The sequence below is a fragment of the Streptomyces sp. NPDC048383 genome, assembly GCF_040651775.1.
GTDB lineage: Bacteria > Actinomycetota > Actinomycetes > Streptomycetales > Streptomycetaceae > Streptomyces.
Genome location: NZ_JBEZKS010000019.1, coordinates 1 through 13,342 on the forward strand (window position 1 = coordinate 1; position 13,342 = coordinate 13,342).

Annotated in this window: 17 protein-coding genes and 3 pseudogenes; 13 read left to right on the forward strand and 7 right to left on the reverse strand. The window is 68.7% G+C overall.

Annotated elements, in window-relative coordinates:
• Positions 1–536 (reverse strand): annotated as a pseudogene (locus AB0D46_RS15545) (hypothetical protein); the annotation flags it as partial.
• Positions 537–762: 226 nt separating this feature from the next.
• Here AB0D46_RS15545 and AB0D46_RS15550 point away from each other — a divergent pair.
• The 4 genes and pseudogenes from AB0D46_RS15550 to AB0D46_RS15565 form a co-directional block, all read left to right on the forward strand.
• Positions 763–870, forward strand: a pseudogene (locus AB0D46_RS15550) (IS5/IS1182 family transposase); the annotation flags it as partial.
• Between the two features lie 448 nt (positions 871–1,318).
• A complete protein-coding gene (locus AB0D46_RS15555) occupies positions 1,319–2,500 on the forward strand; it encodes a HEAT repeat domain-containing protein (protein WP_362877847.1) in 1,182 nt (393 codons plus the stop codon).
• A 550-nt stretch (positions 2,501–3,050) separates the two neighbouring features.
• Positions 3,051–3,200 carry a hypothetical protein gene (locus AB0D46_RS15560; protein ID WP_362877848.1) on the forward strand — a complete coding sequence of 50 codons (150 nt, stop codon included), beginning with the start codon at positions 3,051–3,053 and terminating at the stop codon, positions 3,198–3,200.
• 302 nt (positions 3,201–3,502) lie between these two features.
• A complete protein-coding gene (locus tag AB0D46_RS15565) occupies positions 3,503–4,495 on the forward strand; it encodes an NAD-dependent epimerase/dehydratase family protein (protein ID WP_362877849.1) in 993 nt (330 codons plus the stop codon).
• A gap of 276 nt (positions 4,496–4,771) precedes the next feature.
• Here AB0D46_RS15565 and AB0D46_RS15570 read toward each other — a convergent pair whose 3' ends face one another.
• Positions 4,772–5,050, reverse strand: a complete 279-nt coding sequence (locus AB0D46_RS15570; RefSeq protein WP_362877850.1) for a hypothetical protein — start codon at positions 5,048–5,050, stop codon at positions 4,772–4,774.
• On the opposite strand from AB0D46_RS15570, the gene AB0D46_RS15575 reads away from it, so the two are divergent.
• Positions 5,049–5,333: a hypothetical protein gene (locus AB0D46_RS15575; RefSeq protein WP_362877851.1), complete on the forward strand. Its 285-nt coding sequence runs from the start codon at positions 5,049–5,051 to the stop codon at positions 5,331–5,333. The two genes, AB0D46_RS15570 and AB0D46_RS15575, sit on opposite strands and share 2 nt — an antisense overlap.
• A 218-nt stretch (positions 5,334–5,551) precedes the next feature.
• On the opposite strand, the gene AB0D46_RS15580 is transcribed toward AB0D46_RS15575, so the two are convergent.
• Positions 5,552–5,854: a hypothetical protein gene (locus AB0D46_RS15580; RefSeq protein WP_362877852.1), complete on the reverse strand. Its 303-nt coding sequence runs from the start codon at positions 5,852–5,854 to the stop codon at positions 5,552–5,554.
• Between the two features lie 52 nt (positions 5,855–5,906).
• Here AB0D46_RS15580 and AB0D46_RS15585 point away from each other — a divergent pair, with 52 nt between their 5' ends.
• The 3 genes from AB0D46_RS15585 (at position 5,907) to AB0D46_RS15595 (ending at position 7,053) form a co-directional block, all read left to right on the forward strand.
• Positions 5,907–6,098: a hypothetical protein gene (locus tag AB0D46_RS15585; RefSeq protein ID WP_362877853.1), complete on the forward strand. Its 192-nt coding sequence runs from the start codon at positions 5,907–5,909 to the stop codon at positions 6,096–6,098.
• 197 nt (positions 6,099–6,295) lie between these two features.
• Entirely contained in the window at positions 6,296–6,595 is a 300-nt protein-coding gene (locus tag AB0D46_RS15590) for a hypothetical protein (protein WP_362877854.1), read from the forward strand.
• A gap of 284 nt (positions 6,596–6,879) precedes the next feature.
• Positions 6,880–7,053 carry a hypothetical protein gene (locus tag AB0D46_RS15595; protein WP_362877855.1) on the forward strand — a complete coding sequence of 58 codons (174 nt, stop codon included), beginning with the start codon at positions 6,880–6,882 and terminating at the stop codon, positions 7,051–7,053.
• 289 nt (positions 7,054–7,342) lie between these two features.
• Here the strand turns inward: AB0D46_RS15595 and AB0D46_RS15600 are convergent, their stop codons facing one another.
• The 3 genes from AB0D46_RS15600 to AB0D46_RS15610 form a co-directional block, all read right to left on the reverse strand.
• Complete coding sequence (locus tag AB0D46_RS15600; protein ID WP_362877856.1) at positions 7,343–7,582, reverse strand: hypothetical protein; 240 nt, start codon at positions 7,580–7,582, stop codon at positions 7,343–7,345.
• A gap of 99 nt (positions 7,583–7,681) precedes the next feature.
• A complete protein-coding gene (locus tag AB0D46_RS15605; protein ID WP_362877857.1) occupies positions 7,682–8,575 on the reverse strand; it encodes a DUF1206 domain-containing protein in 894 nt (297 codons plus the stop codon).
• A 114-nt stretch (positions 8,576–8,689) separates the two neighbouring features.
• Positions 8,690–9,082 (reverse strand): hypothetical protein, encoded by a 393-nt coding sequence (locus AB0D46_RS15610; RefSeq protein ID WP_362877858.1) that lies wholly within the window; start codon positions 9,080–9,082, stop codon positions 8,690–8,692.
• Between the two features lie 296 nt (positions 9,083–9,378).
• On the opposite strand from AB0D46_RS15610, the gene AB0D46_RS15615 reads away from it, so the two are divergent.
• The 3 genes from AB0D46_RS15615 (at position 9,379) to AB0D46_RS15625 (ending at position 10,804) form a co-directional block, all read left to right on the forward strand.
• The gene (locus tag AB0D46_RS15615; protein WP_362877859.1) at positions 9,379–9,858 is read left to right on the forward strand and encodes a hypothetical protein; all 480 of its coding nucleotides are present in this window, start codon (positions 9,379–9,381) and stop codon (positions 9,856–9,858) included.
• A gap of 286 nt (positions 9,859–10,144) precedes the next feature.
• Positions 10,145–10,354 carry an isoamylase early set domain-containing protein gene (locus AB0D46_RS15620; RefSeq protein WP_362877860.1) on the forward strand — a complete coding sequence of 70 codons (210 nt, stop codon included), beginning with the start codon at positions 10,145–10,147 and terminating at the stop codon, positions 10,352–10,354.
• Positions 10,355–10,453: 99 nt separating this feature from the next.
• Positions 10,454–10,804: a PRC-barrel domain-containing protein gene (locus tag AB0D46_RS15625; protein WP_362877861.1), complete on the forward strand. Its 351-nt coding sequence runs from the start codon at positions 10,454–10,456 to the stop codon at positions 10,802–10,804.
• A gap of 800 nt (positions 10,805–11,604) precedes the next feature.
• Here AB0D46_RS15625 and AB0D46_RS15630 read toward each other — a convergent pair.
• Positions 11,605–11,784 (reverse strand): hypothetical protein, encoded by a 180-nt coding sequence (locus tag AB0D46_RS15630; protein WP_362877862.1) that lies wholly within the window; start codon positions 11,782–11,784, stop codon positions 11,605–11,607.
• Here AB0D46_RS15630 and AB0D46_RS15635 point away from each other — a divergent pair.
• Positions 11,758–11,907 (forward strand): annotated as a pseudogene (locus AB0D46_RS15635) (GNAT family N-acetyltransferase); the annotation flags it as partial. The gene AB0D46_RS15630 and the pseudogene AB0D46_RS15635 overlap by 27 nt on opposite strands.
• A 157-nt stretch (positions 11,908–12,064) precedes the next feature.
• Positions 12,065–12,970, forward strand: coding sequence for an alpha/beta hydrolase (locus AB0D46_RS15640; RefSeq protein ID WP_362877863.1), 906 nt, complete (start codon positions 12,065–12,067; stop codon positions 12,968–12,970).
• Positions 12,971–13,342 lie beyond the last annotated feature (372 nt).

The window sequence follows — 13,342 nt, forward strand, 5'->3', positions numbered from 1 at the left end:
CCGAGCACCAGCGCGACCATGGCCATGGTGAACTGGATCATGACGAGGACGGTTTCGATGAGTTCGAGTACGTCCCCGACCATCTTGTCGATGTCGGCTCGCGCGCCGGACGCCGCGGCCCGGACCTGCTTCTCGAACTGTTGGCGGTACTCCGGATCCGCGATCCTGGCCGGATCCGCCGTGAACTGCGCCCTGAGTTCCTTGAGCCCTGCGGCTTCCTTCTTCAGGTTGCCGAAGTGCTGGACCGTGTCCTTGTGCGCGTAGTGAACTCCGTACGCGAACATCCCCACGCCCGCGCCGACCTTGAGGGCCTTGTTCGCGAACTCGCGGTAGCAGGACGGCTTCTCCAGGAACGAGAGCTTGTCGCAGCCGGACACCCTGGCGGTGCCCTGGACGATGTGGACCAGCAGATCGGCATCGATCTTCGCTTCAGCTGCGCGAAGCTTCGCCTCGGTCCCGCTCAACTTGGCACTCTGCGCGGCGAGCGCGCTGTCCTGACCCATGCCCAGCGTCAGGAAAACGCTGAGAACGGTCAAAAGGGTGACTGTTTTTAGTTTGAAACGAAGGTACATGTATGTCCCGTGCCGGAGGGCGCGGCGTCCGCACGGATGGTCGAATCCGGCCTGTCGCGCCCTGTGTTCCCCCGGATGGAGCCGCCTCAACGGCGCAACTCCCCCCGATTACTGGCCAGTAGCTTATAACCTCCAATGAAATGATCTTCCGGTTGGCTGGATGGGCCGTAGAGCGTTGCCCCGGGGGTGCATGGCGGCTCGGCGCAAGCCGTGGGACGTCGACGATGAGCTGTGGGCGGTGATCGATCCCTTGTTGCCGAAGGTCGAGCGTCGGTTACGGCTTCCGGGGTGGAAACGGCATCCGCACCGGCCGGCGTTCGGGGCGGCTGTCGGTGGCAGGGCTGATCGCCATGCGGCCGGGCTCCCGGACCCGTCTGTGCCATCGCCTTCGGACACCCCGCGGGCAGGGGCAAGCACCGGAGCATGGGCGAGCGGGACCCCATCGCGCTGGTCGACGGCGTCCATCACCTGGTCCGAACGCCGATCCTGCTGGTCTGGGACCGGCTGAACGCCCACATCTCGCGCAAGATACAGAATCCCTGCGGCAGAGGGCGACGGCGAGCTCCTGGTGACCGAATCCCTTGACTGCGTCGGCTGCGCCCGGTGCCGGTGGGCTGGATGGGGCAAACCTAGACTGAGCTGCGGGGACACGACGAGGGAGTGAGGTCATGGATGTGGGTGGGCGTGTGAGCGGTGTGGTGGAGCCTCGTCTGATCGCCGCTGTTCGGGCGGGGGAAGTTCTTCTGGTGAAGCGGATCCTGGAGGAGGACGGGGATTACGACGAGCGGGCCGCGGCGTTCGGTGTGGCTGTCCGGGCGTGGCGCGGGGACATCGCTCAACTGCTGCTCATATCTGGCGCCGATGCCGGCCAGTGCGCGCCGGACGAGCTGCTGTCCCTGCGTGAGGCGGTTGATTCGGGTTCGCCCGCGCTGGTCGAGGCTCTCCTGGACAACAGCATCCGGGACAGGTATGCCGAGTCCGAGCTGCTGGAGATGCGGGATCTCGCGCGAAACTGGCACGGGGCGGGGGGCGAAGCCGAACTGCGGCGCCGCACGGGCTCCCGGGACGACCTCGTCCGTACCAGGGTCCAGGACGACGAGCACTACACAGTCGGCGAGCTCACTCTCGGCGGAATGACCGTGCGGGACGGTCACGGGGCGATCCTCACATGCCTGGAGGAACTACTCGGCATCCGCACCTCGTGTGAGGAGCTGATGGCACGCGCGTTGGACCACGACCAGGACCACACGACGTGGGGACGGGCCGCCATTCTGCTGTCTCACCGACGTGATCAGGCGACCTGGATGGCTGCCGCGGCCTTGCGAGCTCATACGGACCCGGCTCACCGCTTGTTCGGTGCCGAGCTGATGCGGCTGATCAAGCTTTTCGCCGACAGCCACGAGGACGAGTTCGCGGTCCTCGCCGTGGACGCCCTCACCGACTGGTCGGCCGAGGAGACGGACATCGCCGTCCTCACAAGGGTGCTGCACGGCCTTGATTCGTACTCCGGACCGCGCGCCGAAGCGGCCCTCCTGGCCCACATCGGCCACCCCGATGCCGGTGTCCGGCAGGCGGTGGCCAACGGGCTCGGTACGCGGTTGGAGTCCGGGTCCTTGTCCGACGAGGCTCGTGAGGCACTCCTGTCGCTGATGACTGACGTCGACACGGACGTACGGGTCGCGGCCTGCCGCCAGGCCGGTGAGAGCAGGAACGGCGATCCCGTCCTGACCGACGCCATGGCGGCTCTCCTTCACCACCCGGAGCGCCGGGTCCAGCTCGTTGCCGTGTACGGTCTTGCACTCCACGACGACGAGCGGTGCGTGGAAGCGTCACGACGTCTGGGCCCGCCGCGGCCCGGCTTCCGTGACGAGGAGATGGGCTACCTCGACGCGGCGTGGCGGTACGAGTGGCGCCGCGACGGCATCTGACGTCAACCTGAGCCTCTCAGGTGCTCCAGAGCCGGGAATACCGCACAGGTCCAACGACGCTCCCTGCCAGCTGAGCAGGCGCCGTGGTCCGCGGCCCGCCGGGAGGCATACGCCAACGACCAGGTCCCCGGACACCCTGATCGCGGTCTCCGCCGCCTCAAACCGGTCCAAGTCCGACAAGGACCCGGCCGAGTGGCTGCCCTCCGACGGCGGATATCACCGCACCTACGCCGCGACCTGGGTCGGCACCAAGCTCCGCTGGGACCTGGCCGTCGACGAGAACGAGCGCCAGGCCCTCCTCGGCCTCACCGAGGACTGCTCCACCACCACCGTCGTCTACGAACCGGCGCCATAGGAGCCGATCAACCGCACAGGGCGCCAGCGAAATAGCACAGCCAGGCCCCGGGGCGCGCGTCCCGGGCCCGTGCTGTCAGGGTGCTGCTGCCTCCCTCGCAACGGCAGGCCCGCACGCGACCCGTACGGAGAGATCGATGAGGAGGGCTCCTCGGTCGTGTGGCGGTGGACCGTCACCAACGAAGGGTCCGACTCGGTGAGCAGCGTAGTGCTGACCCACACGATTACTCCGCCCCTGCCCATCGAGCGGGCGACCGGCCCGTCCGAGATCATCGACAGCGTCGTCAAGTCCACGTGGCCGGCGCTGGCTGCCGGCGAGAGCGACAAGGGCGAGATCATCGCCTAGTGCTCTGACCGGGAAGGTTCACCGGGGTCAGTACGCTGAGCGAGGCTGCGGTGGGCGAGGAGGTCGGGCATGACGCGGAGACTATTGATGGACGAGGCCGTGGGATCGCTTGAGGGTGAACTGGGGTCAGGGCAGCTAGTGCTCTGACCGGGATGGTTTACCGCGCTGGGCGGTGAACCAATGAACGAAAGGGCTGGGTGTGGATCCTCAGCTTGAGTGCATCGGCAATTGAGCTGTGGGCGATTCTGTCCACAGCGAGGTTCGGTTCCCACGCCAGTGGTTGGTCGGGCAGAGTCGGAGTCATGAGGCTCTTGATCATGGGTGGTACGGAATTCGTCGGGCGTGCCGTCGCCGGTGATGCGCTGGCACGGGGTTGGGAGGTGACGGTGTTTCACCGGGGTCAGCATCAGGCCCCGGTGGGCGCTCTGGATCTGCGCGGTGACCGCACGGACTCGCGTGGCCTGGCGGCCCTCGCGGATGGGGAATGGGACATAGTCCTGGACACCTGGACGGGCGCCCCCACGGCCGTACGCGACGCGGCTGGGTTGTTGGCTGACCGCGCCGGCCACTACGTCTACGTTTCCAGCCGTTCTGTATACAGATATCCCGCCGCCGGGGCCCTTACCGAGAACGCTCCCGTGGTGGACTCCTCTCCGGACGCAGAGGATGTCCCCTATGGGGAGGCAAAACGCGGCGGCGAACTCGCCGCGATCGCCGCCTTCGGTGACCGCATACTGCTGGCCAGGGCCGGCCTGATTCTGGGCCCGCGTGAGAACGTCGGCCGCCTGCCGTGGTGGCTCAACCGAATAGCCGAAGGCAGCCGCGTACTCGCTCCCGGCCCACGCGAGCTCCCGCTGCAGTACATCGACGCCCGCGACCTCGCGGCCTGGATGCTCGACGCCGCAACGCGCGGTCTCGCCGGTGCCTACAACGTCGTCAGCCCATCGGGCCACACCACGATGGGTGAACTGCTCGACGCCTGCGTCCGCGTCACCGGCTCCGACGCGGAGCTGCGCTGGACCGATCCGGCACCGATCCTCGCCGCGGGTATCGAGGGCTGGACCGAGCTGCCGATCTGGATCGCGCCCGGTGAGGACCACGACACCATGCACCGCGGAGATGTCACCAAGGCGACCGACGCCGGCCTGCGCTGTCGTCCCATCGGGGAGACAGTGGCAGACACCTGGGCCTGGCTCCAGGAGATCGGCGGCACCGCGCCGCAGCGCCCCGACCGATCGCCGGTCGGCCTCGACCCGCGGCGCGAGGCCAAGTTCCTCGCCAGCCTCACGGACTGACGTCAAGGAAGTATTTCTGACCTGCTGTTTTCAGAGCGACTCACGCCAGCTACTGAGCTTCACCAGCGTCGCTGCCCTTCACATCTGACTCGCTTCCGAGGAGGAGGCCGGGATCCTGGCGCTGCACCGGGCGCTGCGTGAGGCGCTGCCGCGGCACCGACCGGAGCTGGACGAGACCGCTGCGCTGGCACGGCCGCTGATGCCGGACCGGATGCAGCCGCCTCGGATCGGTCGCCCCCGGCCAGAGATGTGGCCGGGGGCCGTGCCCGCGGCGGGCTACGACTGGTTGGTGAGCCCCTTGAGCCGGGCCGCGTAGTCGGCTGCGATGCGGGCGGCATCGCCGGGACCTGCGGTCTCCAGGCGCGACTGATCGTCGATCGCGGTTTGCCGGGCGGCCTTCAGCTGCTCGATGCGTTCGTCGTCCGGTATGGACGACCGCCGTTCGGCGGTGATGCGGGTGTTGTAGAAGGCGATGATCTCACGCACGGCGTCACGCGCGAGCTGGTCTTCGTCGCCGTCCAGGGGCTCGAAATCTGCCGTGTTCAGCTCGGACATGGGTCCACCTCTCCGAAATGATCTCGACCGTAAAGGGATCATTCTCCTCCACCTCACTGCTTTCCTTCATGTCTGCTGCAAGTCGCTCCCACAGTCCGCGCTCGCCGATGTCGCCCAGGCGCTGCTCCTGCCCGGCACCGTCGGCACGGCCGTGGGCGCCCTCACCGGCTCGCTGGTCAAGGCGCTGCGCGAACGGCGGCAGACCGTCCAGGCGCTGGCCGGCTGCGCCCGGCTGGGCGACCTGCTGAAGGCCGAACCGGACCTGGACTCCCTGTCCTTCTAACCGCACCTCCTGGCCTAGGAGATCGCCCAGCTGCCCGCGGACAAGAGGACGGTGCCTGTCGTTCTCCTCGATACCTTCGAGGATGTCGGGGACCGCACGCACCGCGATCTGGAACGCCTGATCCAGCGGGTGGTGTGGCTCATGCCGAACGTATTCTTCGTCGTCACCGGCCGCTCACGCCTGCAGTGGGCCGGCCCGGGCCTGCAGGGACAGCTCGACTACACCGGCCCGACCGCCTGCCCCGGCCTGGCATTCCCGGAGGCGTCCCGGCCGCCCGCGCCGCCCGCCCGGCCCCCGGACACGCGCGGCAGGTCCTCGTCGGCGACTTCTCCCCCGAGGACTGCGACGACCACCTCGCCCGACGCCTCCCCCGCGACGGCCGGCCCTTCATCAGCACCGACATCCGCCAGGTGATCACCGACCACTCCCACGGCCTGCCCCTCTACCTCGACACGGCTGTCATGCGCTTCCTCGAAATCCGCCGCACCGGCCACACACCACTGCCGGCCGACTTCGACCACGACTTCCCGGCCCTGATCGCCCGCACCCTGTCCGGCCTCGGACGAGCGCCACGTGCTCCGCTCGGTCGCCCTGCTCGACTCCTTCGACCTGACCCTGGCCGCCGCAGCAGCCGGCTTGCCACACGAGGCGGCGGCGATGCGGCTGATCGAGCGGCCCTTCGTACGCCAGAACCCCCTCGGAATCTGGCCCTACCACCTGCACGGCCTCATCAACCATCCGCACCGCCGACGACCACACCGATGACCGCTGATCGACGCGAGACTGGCAGCAAGCCGCCGGACGGCCCCTCACCGGGCTCGGCGCCCAGTGGCAGGCGCACACCGGCCGGACCGAATCCTCCTCATCGGCTGCCTACGCCAAGGGCTTACCCTGGCCCGAGACTTCCGACTCGCCCTCGACTGGCTGGCCGAGGCCGCGTGGGCCTACACCAGCGACTCCGTGTGGGAGCCCCTCGCCCCACCCACCGCCTCAACACCGACACGCCCCTCGAGACGGCAGCGGACGCCTGGTGGAGAACACTCAACGCAATCTCCCGACGCCAGCACAAACACCGCGACCGCACCATCGCCCGCCTCACCGCCATCATCGACAGCCGACGTCGTCCCGCAGAACTGCAGGTTGTCGCCGTGTACTACCGGGCCAAGGCCGACCGCAACCTCGGCCATACCGACGCCTCCCGGACCGGCATGCAACAGGTAGCCGACGGAGCCGGCCGTCTCGCACGGGCGGCCCGTCGGTGACTGGCCCACCTCGCCGCCTGAGCGGCGACGTCCGCACCGCCCGCGCCATCGCTGACCCTCGTCATCGCCTTTACCGATCCCGGCCGCGCCACCGACGAAATCGAACTCACCGAACAACTCCTGACCGGCCTCCGGCTGGGCTGGCCGCCGCCGTCGCGTTCGAGGGGACGGCTGGTGGGTCCAGGCCGACATGGAGCGCGCCGCGGCCGCCTACGCCGTCTCCCGCACCGAAGCCGAAGAACACGGCATCGCCGAGGAACGAGCCCCATCCCAGGCCCAGCGCCTTGCGCACGACCAGCTTCACCTCGAAGATCGCAGCCCTCGTACGCGACGCCAGCAGCCCATCAGCCCAGGTCGAGCACCGAGGGCACCTGCTCCGCACGGAAATCAACACGAGCGGGATCGTCACCGCCGCAGCTCTTCTGGAACTCGCCCTCACCTTCCACCACGCCGTCTAACACGAGCCGGACGAGGCCCCCGCCGCGATCGACCGGCTGCGCGACTATGTCCGGGGCGGTGACCACGCCTACTACTACGACATCGCCCACTACATGGCCGGCCTGACACTTCCCGCCGCCTCGACCGCCCGGTGGATCAACGGTGAAGAGCGGGCACGCACCGGATGGCACGCCCTGGTCCGGGAGCGGCAGGAACAGTTGCGCAGCGGTAACTGACCAGGACGTACCGCGGCCCCGAACCCTCGCCAGGTCCGGGGCCGCGGAGTGACGGGCTGATGCCCAGCGACGGTCAGCCGGCGTCGGGACGCTGGCCGACCAGCTGCGTGAGCAGCTCGATGATCCGGGCCTGGTTACGGTCGATCTTCTCGTCCAGAGCTTCGACCTTCTGGTCGAGGTTGCCGATCTGGAGGCGTACCGAGGTGAGGTCGGACTTGATGATCCCGAACTCACGGTCGTGCTTCTCCGAGACCTCTTCGAACCGCCGGTTCAGGGCAGCGAGCTCACTGTGGGCGATGGGGTCCGCGGGCACACGGGCACTCCTGCCGGATCACAAAACCGCAGATAAGAAAACCCACGACATCGCGTGCGCTGTACGAGGTCTGCAGCGGTCGGATACCGCACTGGGCGGTCAGTCGGCACCGCGGGAGGCTGGCTGATCCGCCGAGGCATCGTGTTCGGGGGCCTTGCGCCAGCGGGCTTCGCAGAACGAGTAGAGGCCGAACACCAGGAGGCCCAGTGCCGCGGCGATCAACAGCACCGGCCCGACGGGGGTCGCGGCGAACGATCGCAGCGTCTGGTCCAAGCCCCTCGCCTGGTTGGGGTCGAACCGCACCGCGGCGAGCAGGACGAACAGGCCCGTCACGACGGCGACGACGCCGCACGCCATACCACCGACGAGGCCCAGACCCGCGACGATGCGCCGCGTCGTCGGGCTCATCTCGCCCGTACGGAGATTCTTCTCGAATTTTCGCATCAGGCTGCGCACCACGATCACCACGCCCACGATGGCCAGAACAGCGCCGAACGCGCCGACGAGCACCCGGCCGAGGGGCCATTCCAGCACCCTCGCGGTGTACTCCTTCGACGACTCATCGCCCGCGCGGGTCCCGGCGGACCCGCCGACCAGCGCGGTCTGCGCCACGCCGACACAGATCACGGCGTAGAAGACCGCGATGCCCAGGGAGCCCAAGCGCCGGGTCCATGTGTCACCACCTGCCGTCGCCTGCCCGAACACGGCCTCGGACAGCCGCCACAGCGCCATCGCCGCCAAGCCAACCACCAACGCCCACAGCAGCACCCTGCCGAACGGCTGCTCGGCGATGGTCCGCACCGCCCCGGACCGGTCGGCCTCCTTGCCGCCGCTGTCGTCACCGAAACCGATCCGTACCGCGAGGAGTCCGACCAGGACGTAGATCACGCCCCGGGCGCAGAGCCCGACCCGGGCCGTGACCTCCATGGCGCGACTGTCGGCCATACGCTGCCCCTGGGTCTTGACCTGGGCGGCGTTCTTCTCGATCGCCATACCTGGCACCTCCTGTGCGCTGCCCCGATCTCGACACGGTGCGCACGCTGAGCCGACGGGCCCCCGCCCACCGTGCGACGCCCTGGAAGGCGGGCGATGGTTGCGGCTGTCGGTCTATCCCGCGCCGCGGTTGCCGGGAGGGTCCTGGGGGTCCACACCGGTAGTGGCGGAGGCGTCCTTGGTTCCGCTGGGACGCTGGGAGCGGCCTCGGCGGCCGGTGTCATGCATCCCCTGATCGCTGGAGCCCTTGCTCTGGTCCTCGCCTCGGCTGCCCACGCTCTTGGAGGGGGTGCCGTGGGGGTTGCCCGCCTCTTCCTTGGAGACGGTCCTGCCGGGTCCCTTGGCAGGTGCGTACTTCTCGGGGTGGAAGGAGCGGTGGGCGCTGGGGTTGTCCTGCTGTTTGGTCTCGTCCACATCTGGCGACCAGCCGTGCTGCTCGGTGCCCTGGTGTGGGCTCGGCCCTTCACCGTGGGTGGGCTGGGAAGCCCTAGGCTGTTGCTTGGCCATGGCCTGACCTGCTGTTCGTATGCGGAAGGCGTAGGCCGCTTGATCGCGTCGGCCATGCCGCCGATAGCCCCTATTGTCCCACCAGAGGCCCCAAGGCCGCCGTCCCGCGGCCTGAGGGGCGGCAGGGGTCGCCCATGCGCCACCCAGTCGGTCCCACGGTTCCCGATACGCGCGATCCAGAAGGCGACGTTTGCGGTTCGTGCACGCTCCGGGTTCGGGCGCTGGAGGGGGTTGTTGCGCCCGCCCAGCTGTTTGGCGCGCCGATAGCCCACGGCCGTGGCAGCGGCCGTGGTGGGATGGCCTTCGCCGAGGGCCTGGGCAGTTTCCGCGCGGGCGGCGTCGCGCTGCTGGATGAGGTCCTCACGTTCGCGGTCCACCACCGCGCTCTCGCGCTTCGAGGGGAGGAAGTCGACGCGGTTGCGACGGGATGCCCGACGGGCTCCGGCGAGCATGAGGACCAAGCCGAGAAGCGTCAGGGCGCCGATGGCGATGCCGTAGAGGAACAGCGCGCCGGTCGAGCTGGTGACGTGATAGCCGAAGACCGAGAAGTCGTTGGTGAGTTCGTGGGCGCTGCCGAGATTGGCCATGACCCCGGCCACCGCAACAATCAGCGCGGCGAGCAGGATGATCAGGCCCACTATGAGGATCATGGAGCGCTCCCTGCTCCGCACTGCCTCGTGCGAATGAGCGGCCGGCGGCGGAAGCCCGCCAATCCAAGGGCGCGTCTACCCGAAGAAGACGCAGCCACGCGGAACCGAAACTTCCTTCACACCTGAGCAGGGCATCAGACCAGCGATGCGGGACCTGGGGACCCGGCCTCGACGGGGCCGGATGGGGCCCAGGCCGGGATGGGCATCGTGGCGAAGTGTGGACCTGGGCAACTGGGGCATGCGGCGTTTCGCCCTCCTGCGGGCAGAGCTACAACGGATCCGCCGCGCCGCCTGAACGTGCGGCCGAGTGGGGGACACCCGTCCCGGGTGGCGTAGCGACCCGCTACCCAGGCCGACGCAGCGGGCAGTGATGGCGAAGCCATGTTCCCCCGGTGGTGAGGAGTGACCGTCCATGTTGGAGCGCACCCGGAGCAAGAAGCGGACCGAGATCACGTTCGTCCTGCCCGCCGGCCACCCGGCCGGTGAGGTCAGCGTGGTCGGTGACTTCACCGACTGGCGGCCCGGCGCCCACCCCATGGTCGAGCGTCCCGACGGAAGCCGCGCGGTCACGGTCACCTTCCCGGTGGACCAGCGCCACGGATTCCGCTACCTCGCCGACTGAGGCCACTGGCTCGACGAGGAAGGAGCGGTCGGCCGCAACTGCCTCCTGCACACCTGACCCCCGCACGACCTCGGACTCTGACCCAGAAGGAGAACACCTATGACTGACGACATGTGGAGCTACAACCCCGAGTCGCACTACACGCCCGGCACCAGCCTGGTCGGCTTCAAGGTCGAAGCCAGTGACGGGAGTATCGGCAAGGTCGACGAGGACACCGACGAGGTCGGCGCCTCCTACATCGTCGTCGACACCGGCCCGTGGATCTTCGGCAAGGAAGTTCTCATCCCCGCCGGCACCGTCGTCCGCGTCGATGTGCAGGAGAAGACGGTCAACGTCAACCTCACCAAGGACCAGATCAAGGACTCCCCCGAGTACGACAAGGACAAGCACCGCGGCGACGCCGCCTACCGCGACCAGCTCGGCCAGTACTACGGGCGCGACCGCATCTGAGCCCAGCGCGACGGCTGCGGCTCACCACCACGCCGGGGAGCCGCAGCCGTGCAAGGGATCGGCAAGGGAGCCAGACCATGGCGCGCAGAGAGTCCGATTCCGGCAGGCGCGCTGCCCGAGACGAGGGAAGGGCGCACGGGAGCACCGAAGAACGCGCGGACCGCATACGGGCGTACTTGCTCCAGGAACGGCGCGTGGCGCAGACCGGGGCGTGCGGATCCCCGTCCAAGTGCTGCTCATCGCCGTGTTCCAGTCCCTCTTCACCGACCCCGGCGACACTGACTGCCCCTGTACGTCGTGCCGTCACCCGGGAGCCGCCATGGCCGGGGCCCCGGATCGAGCCGGTCCCCCGCCACCGCCTGGTCAGCCCGCCACATCTGCTCGCAGCGACCGTGCTCCTGGTCCTGCGCATCGCCACCTGGCCATCGGCGGAGTTTCCCGGAGTACGTCAGTGGGCCGGGCGGTGGGTGGTCCGCCACATCGAGCGCACCGCGAGGTAAGAGCAGGGCGGTGACGAGGACCAGTGATCGGCGCACCGCTGTGGCAGTACGCCGGGCGAGGCGCCGTCGAACCAGCCGACCACCGGACCTGGGTCACCGCCACGCAACTGGAGCCCATCCCGGGGGTGAACCTCTCACTGGTTGCGACTCACCAGCCCGACTCCGGGCCGCCACCCACTTCCAAAAGCAGCTTCCGTCACCGCTACCCACTGATCATCCACGGCCAGGAGTGACCGCCCGCACACGCCCACACCACCGGACCCAGCGCCGAACCCCCCTGCACCGGGGGCGGGGCGCCCGTCAGACCGGCTGGGCTGCGAAAACGAAGAGGCCCCCGGCACCGCGGACGGCGGCGTACCCATTCGTCGTGAACTGCGGCATCTTCTCGATCCCGGAGGCGAACAGCTTCTCGTCGCGGACGTCAAGCGCGGCTCCGGTGCCGTCCAGGTACGTGCTTTGGTTACCGCCGTCTGCGATCATCTCGCACCCTACGAACTGCGCTGCGTGCTGCTGGCCACCGCGGACGCACACGCGGTCTACGCCAAGATGGGCTTCGAATCCCTCACGACGCCGGCGAAGTGGATGACGCTCGGCGCACAGTGAGGGCCCGGGCCGGTCGAGACGGTTCCGGACCCCTGCGAGCGTTCAGCCAGTAGCGAGACGAAACGTATTGCGTGACTCCGGGGCGTGCGTCATGATGGTGACGTCGCAATACGAGACGGTCCGTTTCGTCTCCAATCGTGCAGTGGGGAGCGGTGCTATGAATGAAAGATTCGTCCAGGTCAACCCGACGGCGCGACTGTGGTCCGAAGTGCGCGGCGCCCCACAGGATTCGGCCCTGCTGCTGATCATGGGGGCCGGGGCGTCCGGGCTGGGCTGGCCGGAAGAACTGATCGACGCGTTGGCCGTGAGCCATCGCATCATCCGCTACGACCACCGGGACACCGGCCGCTCAAGCTGGAGTTTCGAAACTCACCCGTACCGCATCGTCGACCTCGCCTCAGACGCGATCGCCGTCCTCGACGCACACGAAGTCGAGCGGGCGCACGTCGTCGGCCTCTCCATGGGCGGCATGCTCGCCCAGTTGTTGATCGCCGATCACCCCGAACGGCTGCTCAGCGCGACAGTGATGGGCACCTGCGCTCTCAGCAGCACCCCGCTGTCGCACCCGGACGGCTCCCGAACTCCAGTGGACCGACTACCACCCGTCGACGCACGGTTGCTCGAAATGTGGTCCCGTCCTCAAGAGGACCGCGGCCTGGAGGGCGAGTTGGACCACCGCGTGGAGCACTGGCGTTTGCTCAATGGCGATCGGATCCCCTTCGACCCCGAGGAATTCCGGGCCTCGGAGCGCCGCATCATCGAGCACTCCGGACGCTATGAGGCACCCATGACCCACGGGCGCGCGGACCACTCCGGCATGAACCGCACCGAGGAACTCGCGCGCACCGAGGTGCCGACCCTGGTCATATCCGCCCCCGCCGAGCCCGTCTTCCCACCGCCGCACGCCGACCATCTCGCCCAGGTGATCGCCGGGGCACGGCTGGTCGAGATACCGGGCATGGGTCATGCCCTACCTCGAGCCGTCCACGCCCCCTTGGCCACGGCCATTCTCGACCACACCCTGGCCACGGATGCCCCCGTCCGACCGGAGCCGGGGTCGTAACCCGATGGTCGCGCACCGGGGGGCGAACCCAACCGTCGGAGTTCAAGGGATGGGCCACCGCCGTCGGCCTCACCTGGGCTGACCTTGGCGGTAGCTGTCTCGCTCCGGCACCGGCCACAGTCTCGCAGGCTTCGTCGGCGCCAACACTCGGCTGGTCCAGGCCCGGCAGGAACACCTGCGCGCCGGAAACCCCCGACGCACGGACGGCCCCGACCAGAGGTCTCCGGTCGAGGCCGTCGCCATGGACGGGCCGGGCGCTGTGCCCAGAGGGATCAGCAGGCGCCGGGACGCTGCTCCACCAGCTGAGTGAGCAGCCCGATGACCTGGTCCTGGCTGCGGTCGATCTTCTGGACGAGGGCTTCAACGCGGCTC

Coding starts and splice junctions, on each gene's coding strand:
- AB0D46_RS15605 (WP_362877857.1), bottom strand. CDS start 8,575: ATGGCGATCGAGAAGAACGCCGCCCAGGTCAAGACCCAGGGGCAGCGT.
- AB0D46_RS15625 (WP_362877861.1), top strand. CDS start 10,454: ATGACTGACGACATGTGGAGCTACAACCCCGAGTCGCACTACACGCCC.
- AB0D46_RS15630 (WP_362877862.1), bottom strand. CDS start 11,784: ATGATCGCAGACGGCGGTAACCAAAGCACGTACCTGGACGGCACCGGA.
- AB0D46_RS15620 (WP_362877860.1), top strand. CDS start 10,145: ATGTTGGAGCGCACCCGGAGCAAGAAGCGGACCGAGATCACGTTCGTC.
- AB0D46_RS15615 (WP_362877859.1), top strand. CDS start 9,379: ATGGCCTTCGCCGAGGGCCTGGGCAGTTTCCGCGCGGGCGGCGTCGCG.
- AB0D46_RS15610 (WP_362877858.1), bottom strand. CDS start 9,082: ATGGCCAAGCAACAGCCTAGGGCTTCCCAGCCCACCCACGGTGAAGGG.
- AB0D46_RS15565 (WP_362877849.1), top strand. CDS start 3,503: ATGAGGCTCTTGATCATGGGTGGTACGGAATTCGTCGGGCGTGCCGTC.
- AB0D46_RS15570 (WP_362877850.1), bottom strand. CDS start 5,050: ATGTCCGAGCTGAACACGGCAGATTTCGAGCCCCTGGACGGCGACGAA.
- AB0D46_RS15575 (WP_362877851.1), top strand. CDS start 5,049: ATGGGTCCACCTCTCCGAAATGATCTCGACCGTAAAGGGATCATTCTC.
- AB0D46_RS15640 (WP_362877863.1), top strand. CDS start 12,065: ATGAATGAAAGATTCGTCCAGGTCAACCCGACGGCGCGACTGTGGTCC.